General features: G+C 68.6%; 17 protein-coding genes. 6 read left to right on the top strand and 11 right to left on the bottom strand.

Features of this window, described 5'->3' with window-relative positions; genetic code table 11:
- Positions 1-5 precede the first annotated feature (5 nt).
- The 4 genes from C936_RS0105665 to lgt form a co-directional block, all read right to left on the bottom strand.
- Positions 6-464: an RT0821/Lpp0805 family surface protein gene (locus C936_RS0105665; RefSeq protein WP_018138438.1), complete on the bottom strand. Its 459-nt coding sequence runs from the start codon at positions 462-464 to the stop codon at positions 6-8.
- A 209-nt stretch (positions 465-673) separates the two neighbouring features.
- The gene (locus C936_RS0105670) at positions 674-1,168 is read right to left on the bottom strand and encodes a dihydrofolate reductase (RefSeq protein WP_018649298.1); all 495 of its coding nucleotides are present in this window, start codon (positions 1,166-1,168) and stop codon (positions 674-676) included.
- On the bottom strand, positions 1,168-1,986 hold the full coding sequence (locus C936_RS0105675) for a thymidylate synthase (protein ID WP_018649299.1): 819 nt from the start codon (positions 1,984-1,986) through the stop codon (positions 1,168-1,170). The genes C936_RS0105670 and C936_RS0105675 overlap by 1 nt, the downstream gene beginning before the upstream one ends.
- A gap of 1 nt (position 1,987) precedes the next feature.
- Positions 1,988-2,833 (bottom strand): prolipoprotein diacylglyceryl transferase, encoded by an 846-nt coding sequence (gene lgt / locus C936_RS0105680; RefSeq protein ID WP_018138441.1) that lies wholly within the window; start codon positions 2,831-2,833, stop codon positions 1,988-1,990.
- A 72-nt stretch (positions 2,834-2,905) separates the two neighbouring features.
- Between lgt and C936_RS0105685 the strand changes: the two genes are divergently transcribed.
- The 6 genes from C936_RS0105685 (at position 2,906) to C936_RS0105710 (ending at position 8,883) form a co-directional block, all read left to right on the top strand.
- Positions 2,906-4,939 carry a thioredoxin domain-containing protein gene (locus C936_RS0105685; RefSeq protein ID WP_018649300.1) on the top strand — a complete coding sequence of 678 codons (2,034 nt, stop codon included), beginning with the start codon at positions 2,906-2,908 and terminating at the stop codon, positions 4,937-4,939.
- 92 nt (positions 4,940-5,031) lie between these two features.
- Positions 5,032-5,445, top strand: coding sequence for a rhodanese-like domain-containing protein (locus tag C936_RS0105690; protein ID WP_018175465.1), 414 nt, complete (start codon positions 5,032-5,034; stop codon positions 5,443-5,445).
- 113 nt (positions 5,446-5,558) lie between these two features.
- The gene (locus C936_RS0105695) at positions 5,559-6,374 is read left to right on the top strand and encodes a GNAT family N-acetyltransferase (RefSeq protein ID WP_018175466.1); all 816 of its coding nucleotides are present in this window, start codon (positions 5,559-5,561) and stop codon (positions 6,372-6,374) included.
- 4 nt (positions 6,375-6,378) lie between these two features.
- Positions 6,379-7,125: a 1-acyl-sn-glycerol-3-phosphate acyltransferase gene (locus C936_RS0105700; protein ID WP_018175467.1), complete on the top strand. Its 747-nt coding sequence runs from the start codon at positions 6,379-6,381 to the stop codon at positions 7,123-7,125.
- Between the two features lie 65 nt (positions 7,126-7,190).
- The gene (locus tag C936_RS0105705; RefSeq protein WP_018649301.1) at positions 7,191-8,378 is read left to right on the top strand and encodes a glycosyltransferase family 1 protein; all 1,188 of its coding nucleotides are present in this window, start codon (positions 7,191-7,193) and stop codon (positions 8,376-8,378) included.
- Complete coding sequence (locus C936_RS0105710) at positions 8,353-8,883, top strand: phosphatase PAP2 family protein (RefSeq protein ID WP_018175469.1); 531 nt, start codon at positions 8,353-8,355, stop codon at positions 8,881-8,883. Before C936_RS0105705 ends, C936_RS0105710 begins: the two co-directional genes overlap by 26 nt.
- A gap of 123 nt (positions 8,884-9,006) precedes the next feature.
- Here C936_RS0105710 and C936_RS0105715 read toward each other — a convergent pair whose 3' ends face one another.
- The 7 genes from C936_RS0105715 to C936_RS0105745 form a co-directional block, all read right to left on the bottom strand.
- Positions 9,007-9,336: a hypothetical protein gene (locus C936_RS0105715; protein WP_018138448.1), complete on the bottom strand. Its 330-nt coding sequence runs from the start codon at positions 9,334-9,336 to the stop codon at positions 9,007-9,009.
- A gap of 45 nt (positions 9,337-9,381) precedes the next feature.
- Entirely contained in the window at positions 9,382-10,563 is a 1,182-nt protein-coding gene (locus C936_RS0105720; RefSeq protein ID WP_018649302.1) for an alanine--glyoxylate aminotransferase family protein, read from the bottom strand.
- A 64-nt stretch (positions 10,564-10,627) separates the two neighbouring features.
- Positions 10,628-11,893, bottom strand: a complete 1,266-nt coding sequence (glcF, locus tag C936_RS0105725) for a glycolate oxidase subunit GlcF (RefSeq protein ID WP_018649303.1) — start codon at positions 11,891-11,893, stop codon at positions 10,628-10,630.
- Between the two features lie 3 nt (positions 11,894-11,896).
- A complete protein-coding gene (glcE, locus tag C936_RS0105730) occupies positions 11,897-13,009 on the bottom strand; it encodes a glycolate oxidase subunit GlcE (protein ID WP_018649304.1) in 1,113 nt (370 codons plus the stop codon).
- Complete coding sequence (locus C936_RS0105735; protein ID WP_018138452.1) at positions 13,006-13,425, bottom strand: DUF302 domain-containing protein; 420 nt, start codon at positions 13,423-13,425, stop codon at positions 13,006-13,008. The genes glcE and C936_RS0105735 overlap by 4 nt, the downstream gene beginning before the upstream one ends.
- Positions 13,426-13,452: 27 nt before the next feature.
- Positions 13,453-16,245: a TRAP transporter permease gene (locus C936_RS0105740; RefSeq protein WP_018649305.1), complete on the bottom strand. Its 2,793-nt coding sequence runs from the start codon at positions 16,243-16,245 to the stop codon at positions 13,453-13,455.
- Entirely contained in the window at positions 16,242-17,243 is a 1,002-nt protein-coding gene (locus C936_RS0105745) for a TAXI family TRAP transporter solute-binding subunit (protein WP_018175473.1), read from the bottom strand. The genes C936_RS0105740 and C936_RS0105745 overlap by 4 nt, the downstream gene beginning before the upstream one ends.
- Positions 17,244-17,323 lie beyond the last annotated feature (80 nt).

Consider the following 17,323-nt stretch of genomic DNA (forward strand, 5'->3'; position numbering starts at 1 on the left):
TGCGGTCAGCTCTGGACCTGCCAGCTCCCGTCCGGCTGGCGGCATGCCGTGCCATAGACCTGTTCGCGCTGACCACCGATGGTCGCATCGATGGTGTACTCGCGGCAGGGTCCGGTCGCAGTATCAAAGGTCCGGGTGGGGGTCACCGCATACTGGTGTCCGGTATCCGGATTGACCCATTGCGCTGGCACCCCCGTGCGTACGGTTTCCAGGGTCTGGGCGGTCTTCATGCGGTCGACGTCGTCCATCGAGCGGCCGACTGCGCCGCCGATCGCCGCGCCGGCCAGGGTGCCGGCGATGATCGCGGCGGTGCGCCCACGCCCCGCGCCGACCTCGGCGCCGAGCAGGCCTCCCAGGGCGCCGCCGATCACCATGCCGGCCTGCTCCTGTCCCCCGTAGTGTGCACAGCCGGAAAGGGCAAGCGCCCCGGCCGCAAGGATCGTGTAGGTCGTCTTGCGCAGCATGGCATCCCTCCGCGCGAAGCTGTTGGATAATATGACCGGGCTCGACCAACAGCGCGCCGCTTGTGAGCTTGCCGGTCCGGAACCATCGGGTGCAGCGCCGTCAGGGCGACCTGCGGTCCTGGGTGTTTCTACCGAGTATAGGCACGAGTGGCGCGGCCTGCCCGCGAAGGCTTTCCGGGCCGGCACAGTGTCCCATGGCAGGGTGGGGGTTAGCGGCGACGTTCCAGACGCTGGAAGGTGAAGGCGTGGGCGTGGCGGTCGTCGGGTTCGTGGTGTTCGGACCAGACGCAGTCCCAGTCATCGGGGTTGATGGCCGGGAACCAGGTGTCCCCGGCATGGGGTTCGTGCACGCGTGTCAGGTGCAGCACGGAGGCCCGGGGCAGGGCCTCGGCAAACAGCCCTGCGCCGCCGATCACGAAGGCCGGGCCCTCGGGGATGGAGGTGAGGGCGCTGTCCAGGTCCGGATAGACCTCCACGCCGTGGGCCTGCCAGTCTGCCTGGCGGGTCAGCACCAGGTTGCGGCGCTTCGGCAGGGGGCGACCGATGGACTCGAACGTGCGCCGGCCCATGATCATCGGGTGCCCGTCGGTCACGCGCTTGAAGTGCTGCAGGTCCTTCGGCAGATGCCAGGGCAGATCGTTGTCGCGTCCGATTACATGGTCCGGGTCCAGCGCGACGATCAGGTGGATCTCGGGGGCCGCCATCAGATCGCCACCGGCGCCTTGATCGGCGGGTGCGACTGGTAGTCGCGCACCTCGATGTCGTCGAAGGTGAACGCGAACAGGTCCGTGACCTCGGGATTCAGGTGCAGGGTGGGCAGCGGCAGCGGCTCGCGGCCCAGCAGCTCGTTCACCTGCTGTTCGTGGTTGTGATACAGGTGGGCGTCGCCGAAAGTATGCACGAAGTCGCCCGGTTCCAGGCCGGCCACCTGCGCCAGCATGTGCGTGAACAGGGCATAGCTGGCGATGTTGAACGGCACACCCAGGAACACATCGGCACTGCGCTGGTAGAGCTGGCAGGACAGCCGGCCGTCGGCGACGTAGAACTGGAACAGGGTGTGGCAGGGCGCCAGCGCCATGCGCCCGGCGGTCGCGTTCTCCTGTGGTGAGACGGACTCGTCCGGCAGGTCGGCCACGTTCCAGGCGCTGATGATGTGGCGCCGCGAGTAGGGGCGTTGCTTCAGGTTGTCCACCAGTTCGGCCAGCTGGTCGTGCCCGGCCCAGTTGCGCCACTGTGCCCCGTAGATCGGGCCCAGATCGCCGTCCTCGGTGGCCCACTCGTCCCAGATGCGGACCTTGTGTTCCTTGAGATAGCCGATGTTGGTCTCGCCGCGGATAAACCACAGCAGTTCGTGGATCATCGAGCGCAGGTGGGTGCGCTTGGTGGTGACCAGCGGAAAGCCCGCGGCCAGGTCGAAGCGCATCTGGTAGCCGAACACCGAGCGCGTGCCGGTGCCGGTGCGGTCCGGGCGGTCGGTGCCGTGTTCACGAATGTGGCGGACGAGGTCGAGGTATTGCTGCATGTCAGGCGTTCTCGGTGGCCGGGCGGGATTCCGGCACGGCATTCTTGCGTGACCAGAGGATCAGACCAATCCCGAACAGGATGACCGGCAGGCTCAGTACCTGGCCGAGCGTCAGCCAGTCGAAGGCCAGATAGCCGATATGCGCATCCGGCACGCGCACGAATTCGACCAGGAAGCGGAAGCCGCCGTAGAGCGTCAGGAACAGCCCGGAGACCAGCCCCGTGCGGCGCGGATGACGCGAGACGATCCACAGCACCACGAACAGCACCAGCCCCTCGAGGAACGCCTGGTAGAGCTGCGATGGGTGGCGCGGCACGTAGTCGGCGGCCGGGAAGATCATCGCCCAGGGCAGGTCGGTGGGTTTGCCCCACAGCTCGCCGTTGATCCAGTTCCCGATGCGTCCCGCGCCCAGGCCGATCGGGATCAGCGGTGCAATGAAATCCGTCAGGCGGAAGAAGCCCACGCCCAGCCGGCGTGCATAGAGCCAGGAGGTTACGAGTACCCCGACCAGGCCGCCGTGGAAGGCCATGCCACCTTCCCAGACACGGAACAGGCTGACCGGGTCGGCGAGTGTGGCATCCAGGTTGTAGAAAAGGGCATAGCCCAGGCGCCCGCCGATAATCACGCCGATCGCGCCCCAGAACAGCAGGTCGCCGACCTGAACCGGTTGCAGGGGCGCCCAGCCCTGCGTGCGCGCACGCCAGGCGCCCAGTGCCCAGAAGGCCACGAAGCCGATCAGGTACATCAGCCCGTACCAGTACAGGGTCAGGGGGCCCAGCGACAGGGCTACCGGATCGATAAACGGGTGCGTGGGCATGGTCGCTTGCGGATGGAAAATCGGCTGCACATGCTACCCGGCCTGGCCCTGGCGTGCACCTGTACCCGTCGGGGCGAATCCGCTTTCCAGGGAGGTCGTGCGATGAATCGACTGGCCGGGGCCAGCAGCCCGTATCTGCTACAGCATGCCGACAACCCGGTGGACTGGTATCCGTGGGGCGAGGACGCGCTGCAGCGCGCCCGCCGTGAGGACAAGCCGATCCTGCTGTCGATCGGCTACTCCGCCTGTCACTGGTGCCACGTGATGGCGCATGAATCGTTCGAGGACCCGGCCACCGCCGAGGTGATGAACGAACGTTTCATCAACATCAAGGTGGATCGCGAAGAGCGTCCCGACCTCGACCGTATCTATCAGAACGCGCACATGCTGCTGTCCCAGCGCCCGGGAGGCTGGCCGCTGACGGTGTTCCTGACCCCTGACCAGGTGCCGTTCTTTGCCGGCACGTACTTCCCCAGCACTCCGCGCCACGGACTGCCGTCGTTCGTCGACCTGATGAACCGGGTGGCCGATTTCCTCGCGGAGCATCCCGACGAGATCCAGCGCCAGAACGAATCGCTGCAGCAGGCGCTGGCACGCATCTACCGCCCGGCGGGCGGGGCGATCCCGGCGATCGGCGTGCTGGACAAGGCGCGGGCGGAACTGGCGCAGACCTTCGACGAGCAGTTCGGGGGCTTCGGCGACGCACCCAAGTTCCCGCACCCGGCCAGCCTCGAATGGCTGGCCTGGCACGCGGCGCGCCACGATGACGCCGAGGCCGACCGGATGCTCGAGCGGACGCTCGCGGCGATGGCCGCCGGCGGGATCTTCGACCAGGTCGGCGGCGGCTTCTGCCGCTACTCGGTGGATGCGCGCTGGATGATCCCGCACTTCGAGAAGATGCTCTACGACAACGGGCCTTTGCTGGGCCTGTATGCCGAGCGCGCGGCCGCCGGTGACGACCGCGCGCGGCATGTGGCCGAGCAGACGGTCGCCTGGCTGGAGCGCGAGATGCGCGACCCCTCCGGCGCGTTCTACTCCAGTCTCGATGCCGATTCGGAAGGGGAGGAAGGCCGCTTCTACGTTTGGGATCCGGAGACGGTCGAGGGCCTGCTGGCGGAGGACGAATGGGCGGTCGCCAGTCGGGTCTGGGGACTGAACGGCCCGGCGAACTTCGAGGGTCGCTGGCACCTGCACGAGGTGGTCCCGATCGCGACCGTGGCCGATGCCCTGGGCATCGACGAGCCCGAGGCGAACGCGCGCCTCGGCCGCGCCCGCGAGCGCCTGCTGGCCGTGCGGGAGGAGCGCGTGCGGCCGCATCGCGACGACAAGATCCTGGGCGCCTGGAACGCGCTGATGATTGCCGGGCTCGCCCGCGCCGCGCGCGCGCTCGGGCGGCCCGACTGGCTGGGACTCGCCCGCGCGGCGATGGATGCGGTGCGTGAACGGCTCTGGCGCGATGGCCGGCTGTTTGCCAGCTACCGCGAAGGGGCGACCGGCGAGCTGCCACGGGCCTATCTGGACGACCACGCCCTGCTGCTGGAGGCCACGCTGGCGCTGCTGGAAGCCGAATGGGACAGCGACCTGCTGGGCTGGGCTACGACCCTGGCGGAGGCCCTGCTGGACGACTTCGAGGATACCGAGCACGGCGGCTTCTTCTACACCGCGCGCGATCACGAGGCGCTGATCCAGCGGCCCAAGGTCTACGCCGACGACGCGATGGCCGCCGGCAATGGCATCGCCGCGCAGGCCATGCAGAAACTCGGCTTCCTGCTGGCCGAGCCGCGCTACCTGGAGGCCGCCGAACGCACGCTGGCCAACGCCGGGCCGATGATCGAGCAGGCCCCGCTGGGCCACATGAGCCTGCTGATTGCGCTGGATATGCACCAGCAGCCGCCGCCGCTCGTCGTGCTGCGCGGCGCGGCGGACGAGCTGCCGGCCTGGCAGCAGCGCCTGCGGTCACAGGGCCATCCGGCATGGGGCTTCGCCATCGCGGGCGAGGTCGACGACCTGCCGGCGGCCCTGGCGGAGAAGGCGCCGCCGGAGTCTGGCGTGCGCGCCTATCTCTGCCGCGGCCTGCACTGCGAGGCGCCGGTAACCGACCCCGCGGCGCTGTACAACGCGCTCTCACCGGGTTGAAACGCCTGGTCGCGCACCCACAGTAGAATGGGTCAGCCCCGCAAGCAGGCTCCCACAAAAACATCCAGATCATTGCAAAAGGGAAGGTTCGAATGAGCGAGAAGAAGCTGATGGATTTCGTCGCCGAGGCGCGCCAGAACGTCGAGGAGATCTCCCCCGAGGACCTCTCCGAAAAGATGGAGGCCGGCGAGGACTGGCTGCTGGTGGACGTGCGCGAGCCGTATGAATACGAAAAGATCCATGTGCCGAATTCGCTGCTGATCCCGCGCGGCCTGCTCGAAGGCGCGGCGGATCCGAACACCCCGCATCGCATCGATGCACTGGTCAACGCCCGCGAGAAGCCGGTGGCCGTGATGTGCGCCACGGGCGGACGTGCCGCGATGTCGGTGCAGCGCCTGCGCGAGATGGGCTTTGGCCAGGTCGTGAACGTGGCCGGCGGCATAAAGGGCTGGGAGGCCGAGGACCTGCCGGTGGAATCCGGCGCCTATACCGGTCAGCTGCCGTAGAAAACCCTCCCTGCTGACACCCGTGGCGTGTTCACGGGAACGTCACGCGGGTTACACGAGGCCGTCAAATCGCGGGCGTAGTCTCCGGGACAGTTCAACCGGAGGTGGCGCCCATGTCCGCACCGCAGATCATCCCGCCCGTAAAGGCGGCTCACGCCGAGACGGGCTTTCGCGTTCATCTGGCCGCCGGACCGGGCGATCTGGAGGCCGCTCAGCGCCTGCGCTACTCCGTGTTCGCGGAGGAGATGGGCGCGCGGATCCCCGACGCCGAACGCGAGCTGGGTGCCGATTATCTGGACCCCCACTGCCATCACCTCCTGGTACGCGAGCCCCGCACCGGGGAGCTGGTCGCCTGCACACGCATCCTGACCGAGGAGAGCGCGGCCATTGCCGGTGGCTTCTACTCACTGGCCGAGTTCGAGCTGGGTCCGTTGATGAATCTGCCCGGCAAGACGCTGGAGATCGGGCGCACCTGTGTGCGCGCGGATCAGCGCCAGGGTGCGGCGATCAACGCGCTGTGGTCCGGTCTCGCCCGCTTTATGACCGCGAGGCAGTATCAGTATCTGATGGGCTGCGCCAGTCTGCCGCTGACCGAACAGACCCCGGCTCAGCTCTCGTGGCTGCGCCTGTTCCACCGCGGCCCGTCGCGCCTCCGAGTCACGCCGCGCCGCCCGCTGCCCAATTCCCTGAGCATCTGGCACGGCACGCCGTCGCGTGCCGGTCTGCCGCCCCTGCTCAAGGCCTACCTGCGCCTGGGCGCCCGTATCTGTGGCGAGGCCTGTCACGATCCCGACTTCAACGTCGCCGACCTGCTGGTCCTGCTGGATGTCAGGGACCTTCCGGATCGCTACCATCGGCATTTCCTGGGCGCGACCGCGCCCGCAAGCCGAGGGTTGCACCATGACGGGAAGCCTGCGGGCATCGGGTAGGCTGATGCGCATTCTCCTACACCTGCTGAAGGGCGTCTGGCTGACCTGGCGCATGTCGCGCCGGGGCGATGACTTCGAGACGCGCAGCCGCATCCGCCGCGACTGGTACGACCGCGCGCTGTGGCTGGCCGGTGTGCGTTTTCGCCTGACCGGAACACCGCCTGAACGGGCCTCGCTGGTGGTCGCCAACCACGTCTCCTGGCTGGACATTCCGCTGATCGGCGCGGCCGTGGACCCGTGCTTTCTGTCCAAGGACGAAATCGCCCGCTGGCCGGTGATCGGCTGGCTGGCACGCCAGCACGACACGCGTTTCATCCGCCGTGGCGCGGGCGAGGCAAACGCCCACATCGAGGCCATGCGCGAGGGCCTCGACGAGGGCCGGCACTTCGTCGTGTTCCCGGAAGGGACGACCAGCCGCGGGCAGGGCGTGCGCCGCTTTCATCCGCGCCTGTTTGCCGCGGTGGCCGAGAACGGCCATCCGGTGCAGCCGGTGGCGCTGGACTACGAGCGCCCCGAGGGCGGCCCGGTCCCCGTCGCCTATACCGACGACGACCGCCTGCTGGTGAATGCCTGGCAGCTGCTGTGCCGCCGCGAGACCCGCGTGCAGGTGCATTTCCTCGCGCCGCTGCAAACCGCCGAAGAGGATCGCCGTTCGCTGGCCGAGGCCTCGCGGGACGCGATCGTCGAGCGACTGGGGCTGCCCGCCGAGCCCCTGGACCCGCCCGCCACGAAGCGACGAAAGGCGCGCTGACCATGGAGGCCGCGACGATGCCAGCCCCGTTTTCCCTTGCATCGCGTGGCCCGAATCCAGGTCGTTTGAACGTGGCCCTCGTGACCGAGACCTGGCCACCCGAGGTCAATGGTGTGGCGCATACCCTCGAACGGCTGACCGAGGGGCTGCGGGAACGGGGCCATCGGGTCCAGGTGATTCGCCCGCGGCAGGGGCTCGATCGGCCCGTCGCGGGGCCCCGGCATGCAACGAGCCCCGAGGATGTCACGCTGCCCGGTATCGCGATCCCCGGCTACCGGGGGCTGCGCATGGGCCTCCCCTCCACTCGACGCTTGCGCCGCCTGTGGCGGCACTCCCCCCCGGATGTCGCGTACATCGCCACCGAAGGACCCCTCGGGCATGCCGCGCTGGCGGTGGCCAGGCAGCTCGGCATCCCGGTGGCCTCGGGTTTTCACACGCGTTTCGATGGCTATGCCCGCCACTACGGGCTGGGGCTGCTGACGCTCCCGGTGCGGCGTCTGCTGCGTCGGTTTCACAACCGCTGTGGCGCCACTCTGGCACCCACCCGTGCGCTGGCCGAGGAACTGCGGGATCAGGGGTTTCAACGAGTAGGTGTCCTGGCGCGGGGGGTGGATACCCGGCGTTTCACCCCCGCGCGTCGTTCCCGGACGCTGCGGGGGCAGTGGGGCGCGAGTGGCCCGGCGCCGGTCGTGATCCATGTCGGACGCCTGGCCGCGGAGAAGAATCTGGATCTGGTGATCGCCGCCTTCCGCGCGATCCAGACGATTCGTTCCGATGCGCGGCTCGTGCTGGTGGGGGATGGCCCTCAGCGCGAGCGTCTGGCGCGTACGCATCCGGATGTCATTCTCGCCGGGCAGCAGACCGGACAGGCCCTCGCGCAGCACTACGCCAGTGGGGACCTGTTCCTGTTCCCGTCGACCTCGGAGACCTTCGGCAATGTGGTGATCGAGGCCATGGCCAGCGGCCTTCCGGTGCTCGCTTTCGATACGGCCGCCGCTCACGAGCACCTGGCCGATGGCGTATCGGGTGTCCGCGTTTCGCTGACCGGCAGTCGCCGGGTCGACGAGCAGGCCTTCGTGCGCGCGGCACGCGAGCTCGCCGGCCATCCCGAGCAGTGGCCGCTGCTCGGCGCGCGTGCGCGGGAGCATGCGTCCACGCTGGACTGGTCCGAAGTGATCGGCGGCTTCGAGTCGGTCCTGGTGCAACTGGTGCAGACGGAGGCCCGTGATGCGCATGCCTCGGCGCATGGATGAGGCGGAGCTGGCGATCTGCCAGCTGTGCAATCAGGTCAATCGTCAGTGGGCGATCAGCCGCTTCTTCGGACTGATCAGCCGGCTGGGGGACGGGGTGTTCTGGTACGGGCTGATGCTCCTGCTGCCGCTGTTCCACGGTCCGCAGGCCGCCTGGGTCAGCCTGCAGATGGCCGCGGTGGGGCTGGCGTCATTACCGCTGTACAAGTGGCTGAAACGCCGCACGAGTCGGCCGCGACCGTGCAACCGCGACCGTCCGTTCACCCGCACGGTAGATCCACTGGACGAGTTCAGCTTCCCCTCCGGCCACACCATGCATGCGGTGGGATTCACCGTCGTGCTGGTGGCATGGTTCCCCGTCTGGGTCTGGCTGGTGGTGCCGTTCGCCGCCTTGGTCGCCGCTTCGCGCCTGGTGCTGGCGCTGCACTATCCCAGCGACGTCGCGATGGGGGCGCTGATCGGGGCCAGTATGGCCGGGGCGGTGCTGGCACTGGCCGGTCTGGTTTGAACGGGCCCGATGGTGCGGTTGCGACCTGTCGTCCAGGAAGTGTTCCGTCGTGCCGGCCGCCGCCAGTGCACGCGAGGTCCCGGATAACCGCCATGCGGTTTCCGGGACGGCGGGGGATGGGGGTCAGCCGCGTGAGGAGAGGGCCTCGTCGTTGTAGGCGGCGTCGATGGTGACGATGGTCTTTTCGACCAGGCGGAAGCCCTCGACCGGGGCGTCGTCGGCCATGTATTTCAGGCGTACCGGGCCGATGGCCTTGACCGCCTCGGCGCGCTCCAGGGTGGCATCCGGACGATCGGCGCCGGCACCGTCCATCAACGCCACCAGCACCTCGGCGGCGATTGGGTTGCGGTGCGAGCCTTCGCGTGCCTTGTCCAGCGTGGCGGCTGGGTCGCCGTCCAGGAAGACCCCGTCCATATTTTCGTCCAGGTACTGCAGCAGTTCGGATAGCGTCATGTTGCGTCTCCCGCAGGTTTGGTTATTGGCTCGGGTGGTCCAGCGCTACGCTTGCTTGTAGCTCGCGCGGGCGGCGGCCAGGGCCTGGCCCGGCTTCACCGCGCCCATGTCGGCCAGCACCGCCTCCAGCGCGGACAGGCACAGCGACACGTTGCGCTCGTTCGCGCCATGGCCCATCAGGCCGATGCGCCAGACCTTGCCGGCATAGGGGCCGAGCCCGGCGCCGATCTCGAGGTTGTAGCGCTCCAGCAGCTCCGCACGCACGGCGGCCTCGTCCACGCCTTCGGGGATGTGCACGGCATTGAGCTGCGGCAGGCGGTGGGCCTCGTCGACCAGGAACGTCAGGCCCATGGCCTCGAGGCCCGCGCGCAGGGCTGCGTGGTGGCGGGCGTGGCGGGTCCAGCTGTTCTCCAGGCCTTCCTCGGCGAGGATGACCAGCGACTCGTGCAGCGCATACAGGGCGTTGATCGGCGCGGTGTGGTGGTAGGCGCGCTTGCCGCCGCCACCCCAGTAGCCCATCACCAGGTTCAGGTCGAGGAACCAGCTCTGCACCTTGTGGCTGCGCGCCTGGATGCGCTCCACCGCACGCTGGCTGAAGCTGACCGGCGACAGACCCGGGGTGCAGGACAGGCACTTCTGGCTGCCGGAGTAGATCGCATCCACGCCCCAGTCGTCGACCTTCAGCGGGCTGCCGCCCAGGCTGGTGACCGCGTCCACGATGGTCAGGCAGCCGTGCTCGCGGGCCATCCGGCACAGGGTCTCGACATCGGAGCAGGCGCCGGTGGAGGTCTCGGCATGCACGAAGGCGAGGATCTTCGCGTCCGGGTTGCCCTTCAGCGCGTCCTCGACCTTGCCCGGGGAGACCGGGGCGCCCCAGTCATCCTCGACCACCACGGCGGTGCCGCCGCAGCGCTCGACGTTCTCCTTCATGCGCGTGCCGAACACGCCGTTGATGCAGACGATCACCTTGTCGCCCGGCTCCACCAGGTTGGCGAAGCAGGTCTCCATGCCGGCAGAGCCGGGGGCGGAGACCGGCAGGGTCAGCGCGTTCTCGGTCTGGAACGCGTACTGCAGCAGGCCTTTCATCTCCTCCATCATGCCGACGAATACCGGGTCCAGATGACCGATGATCGGGCGGCTCATCGCGCTCAGCACGCGCGGGTTCACGTCGGAGGGGCCGGGGCCCATCAGGGTGCGCTGCGGGGGGAGAAAGGATTTTGCCTGCATGGATGCGTCTACCGGATTGGAAAAGGGGGAATCTAGTGTGCCGTACCGGTCCGGGCAAGCGCCCCTACGCACCGGCGGGAGTTGCCGGGCAATGGCGCTCGAGCAGCGTGAGCCAGTGCTCGACCGGGGTGTCGGTCCCGGACTGGAGATGCGTCTGGCAACCGACGTTGGCCGTCACGATGCGCGCGGGCGTGGCGGCCTCCAGGTTGTCCAGCTTGCGGGTACGCAGCCGGGCGGCCATCGCCGGCTGGGTGATCGAATAGGTCCCCGCCGAACCGCAGCACAGGTGTGGCTCCGCCGTGGGTACCAGTTCGAAGCCGGCCGCCTGCAGCAGCGGTTCCACCCGCCCGGCCAGGCGCTGGCCATGCTGCAGGGTGCAGGGGGCGTGCCAGGCGATCGGGTCGTGGCCTTGCGGCGCGCGGATGCCCAGCTTCTGTACGGCAGCGGGGGTGAACAGTTCCACCGGATCGCGTACGCGCTCGGCAACGGTGCGTGCGCGTTCCGCGTAGTCGGGGTCGCCGGCCAGCAGGTGGCCGTAGTCGCGCAGCATCACACCGCAGCCGCTGGCGGTGCTGACCACCGCGTCCACGCCCTGGTCGAGTACGCCTTTCCAGGCGTTGAGGTTGGCGCGCACCCGTTGCCGGGCGCGCTCCTCGAACGCCAGGTGATGTTCGACCGCGCCGCAGCAACGCGTTTCAGCGACTTCCACGACGTCGATGCCGAGGCGCCCCAGCAGGTTCTTCAGCGAGGCGTTGGTGCGTGCGTCAATCGCGTCATGTACGCAGCCAGCCAGCAGCAGGATGCGCCCGTGGGGGAAACCTTCCAGGGTTGGCGAAGGGGTCGGTTGTGTCGTTTCGTGGGCTTCCTGTCGCGCGGGTACCCGACGGCGCAGGGTCGCCGGCAGGACGGGGCGGACCAGGCGCCCCAGCCCCAGGGCCATTCGGAACGGCCAGCGTGCGGGCAGGGCGCGGGCCAGCAGGCTGCGCAGGCCCCGGTCACGCCAGTTTCGGTCGAGGTCGTGCTCGATCACCTCCCGGCCATAGGCGACCAGGTGGTTGTAATCCACGCCGGAGGGGCAGGTGGTCATGCAGTTGAGACAGGTCAGGCAGCGGTCCAGGTGGGTGCGCGCGGTCGGGTTGGCCTCGCCAGATTCGAGGATTTCCTTGATCTGGTAGATGCGGCCGCGCGGGCCGTCGACCTCGTCGCCCAGTTCCTGGTAGGTCGGGCAGGTCGCGTTGCAGAAGCCGCAGTGCACGCAGGCGCGCAGCGCATCCTCCGCAATGCGCGCGGCCGGGTCATCGGCGAAGCGTTTGTGCAGCCGGGTCTCCATGGCTCAGGTCGTGCGCGGCCGGCGGGAGCGCGGGTTCGGCAGCAGGGGGGCGAAGAAGACGCCATCCGGGTCCAGGGACTCGCGCAGGCGGCCTTCCAGGGCCTCCAGTGCCTCCCCGCGCGGGTGCAGGCGGGGCACGCCCGGGGCGTCGCCGAGCCACAGGCGGGCGTGCCCGCCGGCGTCGGTCACGACGCGGCGCACGGTCTCAGCGTGCTCCGTCGTGCGCAGCCAGCGCTCCGCGCCACCCCAGTTCATCAGCCATTCGCCGGAAAGCGCGAGCGGTTCCGTCGCCGGCGGCAGGCTGATCCGCCACAGCCGGGCCTCGGCGGCCAGCTCGTCCGTGAACAGGGGCAGGCTGCGGTCCCTCAGCGCGTCCCAGAAGCCCCGGGCCGGGTCGCCCGGTTCGGCGTCGATGCGCTGGATGGCCTCGTCGACCGCCTCCTCGCCGCCACCGAGCCGAATATGGGTGACGCCGTCGTGCCAGGCGATCCCCGAGAACGGCCACCCGGTGCGCCCCCAGGCGCTGCAGCGCGCGACGAACGACTCCGCATCATCCTCGCGTTGCAGGTAGCGCTCGCAGGGCGGTCTTGGCAGCAGCTTGAAGCTGGTCTCCAGGATCAGCCCGAGACCGCCCTGGCTGCCGCACATCAGACGGGAGACATCGAAGCCGGCGACGTTCTTCATGACCTGGCCGCCGAACTGCAGGATCTCGCCACGTCCGTTCACAACCCGGGTGCCCAGCACCGCATCGCGTAGCGCGGCGGCCCACGGGCGCCGCGGTCCCGACATCCCCAGCGCGACCATGCCGCCGACGGTGGCTTCGGGAGTACCCAGCGCGGGCTCGAAGGGGAGCATCATGCCGACCTCGGCCAGCGCCTGGTCCAGGGTGACCACGGGCGTTCCGCTGCGCACGGTGACGACCAGCTCGCTCGGCTCCAGGGTCGCGATACCCCGGTGCTCGCGGGTCTCCAGCTGGAGTACACCGGAGGGGAGGCCGTCGGGGAAGCTCTGATCACCATGCTGGCGCCCGCCGCGCACGGCGATTCGGGTCCCCGCAACGCTGGCCTCGCGAATCGCCTCCGCGAGCGGCGCGGCATGGTCCTTGTTATCTCTCACCGGGTGGCAGGCTCACCGGCTTCCAGTGCCTGGCGGACCCGTTCGAGGCGTTCCCGGACATCGCTGGCAAGGGCCTCGACGCCCGGTTTGTCCACCAGGGCCATCACCGCTACCGGGTCCATGAAGCCGACGGTGCAGGTCCCGTCCTGGTTGTCCTGCACCAGGACGTTGCAGGGTAGTAGCAGCCCGATGTTGGGATCGGCCTCGATGGCATGACGCGCGAGATGCGGGTTGCAGGCGCCGAGGATGCGATAGGGGCGATGATCGAGATCCAGCTTCTTCTTGAAGGCGGCGGCTACATCGATCTCGCTGAGGATGCCGAAGCCCTCCTCGCCGAGGGCCGCTGTCGTGCGCTCGATGGCCGTATCCATCGGGACGCTCAGAATCACGTTAAAGCCGTACTTGGGTTGTTCCATGGTGCCGTCTTCCTGTCGCGTGGGTCGTCAGGCGCTGAGCGCCGGTGCCGTCGCGGTCGGCCCGGCGGGCGGTTCGCGACGGCGCTGGTTCCAGGCCACCAGCAGCGCCGGCAGCATGCCCGGGAGGTACCACCAGTAGGGGCTCGGGCGGTCCGTATCCACGAGCACGCTGGTGATCGTCCAGCCACCTTCCAAGCCTACCCGGCCGGCCGGGCTGCCAAAAGCAACCGTCTGGATGCGCGCTTTTTCCGTGTCCGTATCGAAGGTGACATCGAGTCCGGCATCGGACAGGCGCTCGCGCGGCTCCAGGCCCGGGTCGCCCAGCGGGAACATCACGGTGCGGGTGATCTCGCGGCCCTCCAGGTCGATGCCGGTGGCCTCGACCCGCAGCGATTCGCGATCCGGGACGGTCTCCACGACCTCGAACAGCTGTTCGGCCGGCACACGCTCGTAGGGCTCCGCCACGCGGTCCATCAGTACGGTCGGGGCCAGCAGCACGAACGCACTGACCAGCAGCAGTGCCGATTCCCAGCGCCGGCTGCGGGCCAGGAACCAGCCCTGGGTCGCCGCAGTGAACAGGAGGATGCCCGCCAGCGAGCCGAGGAAGACCAGCAGCAGCTGGAACACGTTATCCACGCCGATCAGCAGCAGCTGGCTGTTGAAGATGAAGAAGAACGGCAGCGCGATGGTGCGCAGGCTGTAGGCGAAGGCCTGTATGCCGGTGCGGATCGGGTCTGCCTTGGCGACGGCCGCCCCGGCGAACGAGGCCAGCCCCACGGGCGGCGTCACGTCCGCCATGATGCCGAAATAGAACACGAACAGATGCGCGGCGATCAGCGGGATCAGGATGTCGTTCTGCGCGCCCAGCTCCACGATCACCGGGGCCATCAGGGTCGCGACCACGATGTAGTTAGCGGTGGTCGGCAGCCCCAGGCCCAGCACCAGGCTGATCAGCGCGGTCAGCAAAAGCACCATCAGCAGGTTGCCGCCGGACAGGGTGTCGACCAGGTCGGTCAGCACCAGTCCGACCCCGGTCATCGCGACGGTGCCGACGATGATCCCGGCCGCCGCGGTCGCCACCCCGATGCCGATCATGTTGCGCGCGCCGGTCTCGAAGCCCTGGAACAGCTCCCACACCCCGACCCAGGTCGCCTGGGCGAGCCGGCCCTGGCGCCGGAACAGCGCCACCAGCGGCCGCTGGGTCAGCACGATGAAGATCATGAACGCCACGGCCCAGAAGGCGGAAAGCCCCGGCGACAGGCGCTCCACGACCAGGGCCCAGACGAGCACCACCAGCGGCAGCACGTAGTGCAGGCCGCCCAGCACTGTGGGCAGCACGCGCGGCAGGGGACGCTCGGTATCCAGCGGCTCCGCCTCCGGCTCGTGAGCGGCAATCCACAGCAGCACCATATAGGCGGTAAACAGCAAAGCGGCGATGATCCAGGCGGCGGCGTCGCCGGCCAGGTCCTTGATCCAGCCGAGCCCCCAGTACACCGCGGCGGCGAGGATGATCAGGCTGGAGACGGTAATCCCGAAGCTGATCAGGCGGCCGCGCCAGGTGGTGACGGTAGCGCGCTTGAGGCCCTCCATGCCGTTCTTGCAGGCCTCCAGGTGCACGATGTAGATCAGCGCGATATAGGCGATCAGGGCCGGCAGGATCGCGTGCTTGAGGACCTCGACATAGGGAATCCCGACGTACTCGACCATCAGGAACGCGGCCGCACCCATCACCGGCGGCATCAGCTGCCCGTTCACCGAGCTGGCGACCTCCACGGCCCCGGCCTTGTGCGGGCTGAAGCCGACCCGCTTCATCAGGGGCACGGTGAAGGTCCCGGTGGTGACGACATTGGCGATGGACGAGCCCGAGACCACGCCGGTCATCCCGGACGCCATCACCGCCGCCTTGGCCGGGCCACCGCGCATGTGCCCCAGCAGCGAGAACGCCACGCGAATGAAGTAGTCGCCGGCGCCGGCCCGTTCCAGTAGCGCGCCGAACAGCACGAACAGGAACACGAAGCTGGTCGAGACGCCGAGCGCGATCCCGAACACGCCTTCGTTGGACAGCCACTGCTGGGCCATCGCGCGCGGATAGCTGGCGCCGCGATGGGCAATGATGTCCGGCATGATCGGGCCGGCGAAGGTGTAGAACAAAAAGATCGCGGCAATGATCGTCAGCGCCGGGCCCAGTACCCGCCGGGTGGCCTCCAGCAGCAGGATCAGGCCGATCCCGGCGACGATCAGGTCGACGTCCGAGGGCGCCCCGGGACGGTCGGCCAGCTCGGCGTGGAACAGGTACAGATACAGCGCACTGAAGGCCGCGATTGCAGCGAACATCCAGTCGGTCAGCGGTATGTGGTGGATGGGGTCATGGCCGCGCAGCAGCGGCAATGCGACCACCAGAAGGGTCAGCCCGATGATCACGTAGACCTCGGCCAGGCGCTCCAGGCCCAGCAATTGCCAGATCCCGAACACCATCAGGACCAGCCCGCCCAGGGCATAGGTCACGCCAATGGCGCGTGGCCAGGACACGTGGCGTGTGCCCGGCCGGATCGCGGGAAACAGCAGATAGGCCAGGAAGACTGCAAAGGCCAGATGGATCGAGCGCGCCTCGGTGTCCGAGACGACAAAGAAATCCAGCCAGTCGCCCAGGGGCGAGGCGATCCAGATCTGGAACAGCGACCAGGCCACCGCCGTCAGCCAGATCAGGCTGCGCGTGCCGCGCCCCGGATGACGTGCGCCGGATTCCAGCTCCTGAGCAGTCTCGGCCGCGTTGTCGGCCGGTTCCGTGGCCCCCCCGGTGGTCCCCCTGGTATCGCTCATTCGATCAGCCCCGCTTCACGGAAATAGCGTTGGGCCCCCGGATGCAGGGGGGCCGACAGTCCTTCGTCCACCATCGTCTCGCGCTCCAGCGGGCCAAAGGCCGGATGCAGGCCGCGAAAGGTCTCGAAGTTCTCGAACACCGCGCGGGTGATCTCGTAGACCGCGCGTTCCGAGGTGCGGGTCGAGGTCACCAGCGTGGCGCCGACACCGTAGGTATGGATGTCGTCGTCCTGGCCCGGGTAGGTGCCGGCGGGGATCAGCGCGCGCAGGTAATAAGGGGTGTCCTCGACCAGTTGGTCGACGGTTGAACCCTCGATCGACACCAGTCGGGCGTTGCAGGTCGCGATGGGTTCCTGAATCGCGGCCGAGGGGTGGCCGACGGAAAATACAAAGGCGTCGATGCGGTTGTCGCAAAGCGCCTGGGCCTGCTCGCGCGAGGGCAGCTCACTCACCCGGCGAAAGGTGTCCTGGTCCCAGCCCAGCGCCCCCATTAGTTCTTCCATCAGGATGCGCTGGCCCGAGCCCGGGTTGCCGATGTTGACGCGCTTGCCGGGCAGGTCATCCAGCCCCTCGATGTCTGCGTCGGGGCGCACCACCAGGGTGAGGGGTTCGGCATGCAGGCTGAACGCCGCCCGGAGATGGGGAGCGGGCCCGAATTCCTCGAAACGCCCGGAGCCCCGATAGGCGTGGTACTGCAGGTCCGACTGCGCGACGCCGAAGTCCATGTCGCCCGAGCGGATCATGTTGAGATTGAAGACCGAGCCGCCGGTGCTCTCCGCTGTGCAGCGCATCCCGTGCTCGTCGCGACGGGTGTTGAACAGGCGGCACAGGTGCTGGCCCGCCGGGTAATACACGCCGGTGACCCCGCCTGTGCCGATATTGATGAAGCGCGATTCGGCCTGCGCGGTGGTGGCCAGTAGCAGGCTGACCAGGGTGAGCACTGGCAGCAGGCGTTGCAGCCATCGCCGGTCGGCCCTCGGCACACTGGATCGATTCATACGCCCTCCGGGGTCATGCCGGGAACGAATCGCGGCAGTGCCGAGGATTCTAGGGAGACGCCGATCAAATAGCACGTTCG

Source organism: Thioalkalivibrio sp. ALJ4 (assembly GCF_000377225.1).
Classification (GTDB): domain Bacteria; phylum Pseudomonadota; class Gammaproteobacteria; order Ectothiorhodospirales; family Ectothiorhodospiraceae; genus Thioalkalivibrio.

Bases quoted from the DNA above. Each gene is read 5' to 3' on its own strand.
- C936_RS0105665 (WP_018138438.1), bottom strand. From the start codon at position 464: ATGCTGCGCAAGACGACCTACACGATCCTTGCGGCCGGGGCGCTTGCC.
- C936_RS0105670 (WP_018649298.1), bottom strand. From the start codon at position 1,168: ATGGCGGCCCCCGAGATCCACCTGATCGTCGCGCTGGACCCGGACCAT.
- C936_RS0105675 (WP_018649299.1), bottom strand. From the start codon at position 1,986: ATGCAGCAATACCTCGACCTCGTCCGCCACATTCGTGAACACGGCACC.
- C936_RS0105685 (WP_018649300.1), top strand. From the start codon at position 2,906: ATGAATCGACTGGCCGGGGCCAGCAGCCCGTATCTGCTACAGCATGCC.
- C936_RS0105690 (WP_018175465.1), top strand. From the start codon at position 5,032: ATGAGCGAGAAGAAGCTGATGGATTTCGTCGCCGAGGCGCGCCAGAAC.
- C936_RS0105695 (WP_018175466.1), top strand. From the start codon at position 5,559: ATGTCCGCACCGCAGATCATCCCGCCCGTAAAGGCGGCTCACGCCGAG.
- C936_RS0105700 (WP_018175467.1), top strand. From the start codon at position 6,379: ATGCGCATTCTCCTACACCTGCTGAAGGGCGTCTGGCTGACCTGGCGC.
- C936_RS0105710 (WP_018175469.1), top strand. From the start codon at position 8,353: ATGCGCATGCCTCGGCGCATGGATGAGGCGGAGCTGGCGATCTGCCAG.
- C936_RS0105715 (WP_018138448.1), bottom strand. From the start codon at position 9,336: ATGACGCTATCCGAACTGCTGCAGTACCTGGACGAAAATATGGACGGG.
- C936_RS0105720 (WP_018649302.1), bottom strand. From the start codon at position 10,563: ATGCAGGCAAAATCCTTTCTCCCCCCGCAGCGCACCCTGATGGGCCCC.
- glcF (WP_018649303.1), bottom strand. From the start codon at position 11,893: ATGGAGACCCGGCTGCACAAACGCTTCGCCGATGACCCGGCCGCGCGC.
- C936_RS0105735 (WP_018138452.1), bottom strand. From the start codon at position 13,425: ATGGAACAACCCAAGTACGGCTTTAACGTGATTCTGAGCGTCCCGATG.
- C936_RS0105740 (WP_018649305.1), bottom strand. From the start codon at position 16,245: ATGAGCGATACCAGGGGGACCACCGGGGGGGCCACGGAACCGGCCGAC.
- C936_RS0105745 (WP_018175473.1), bottom strand. From the start codon at position 17,243: ATGAATCGATCCAGTGTGCCGAGGGCCGACCGGCGATGGCTGCAACGC.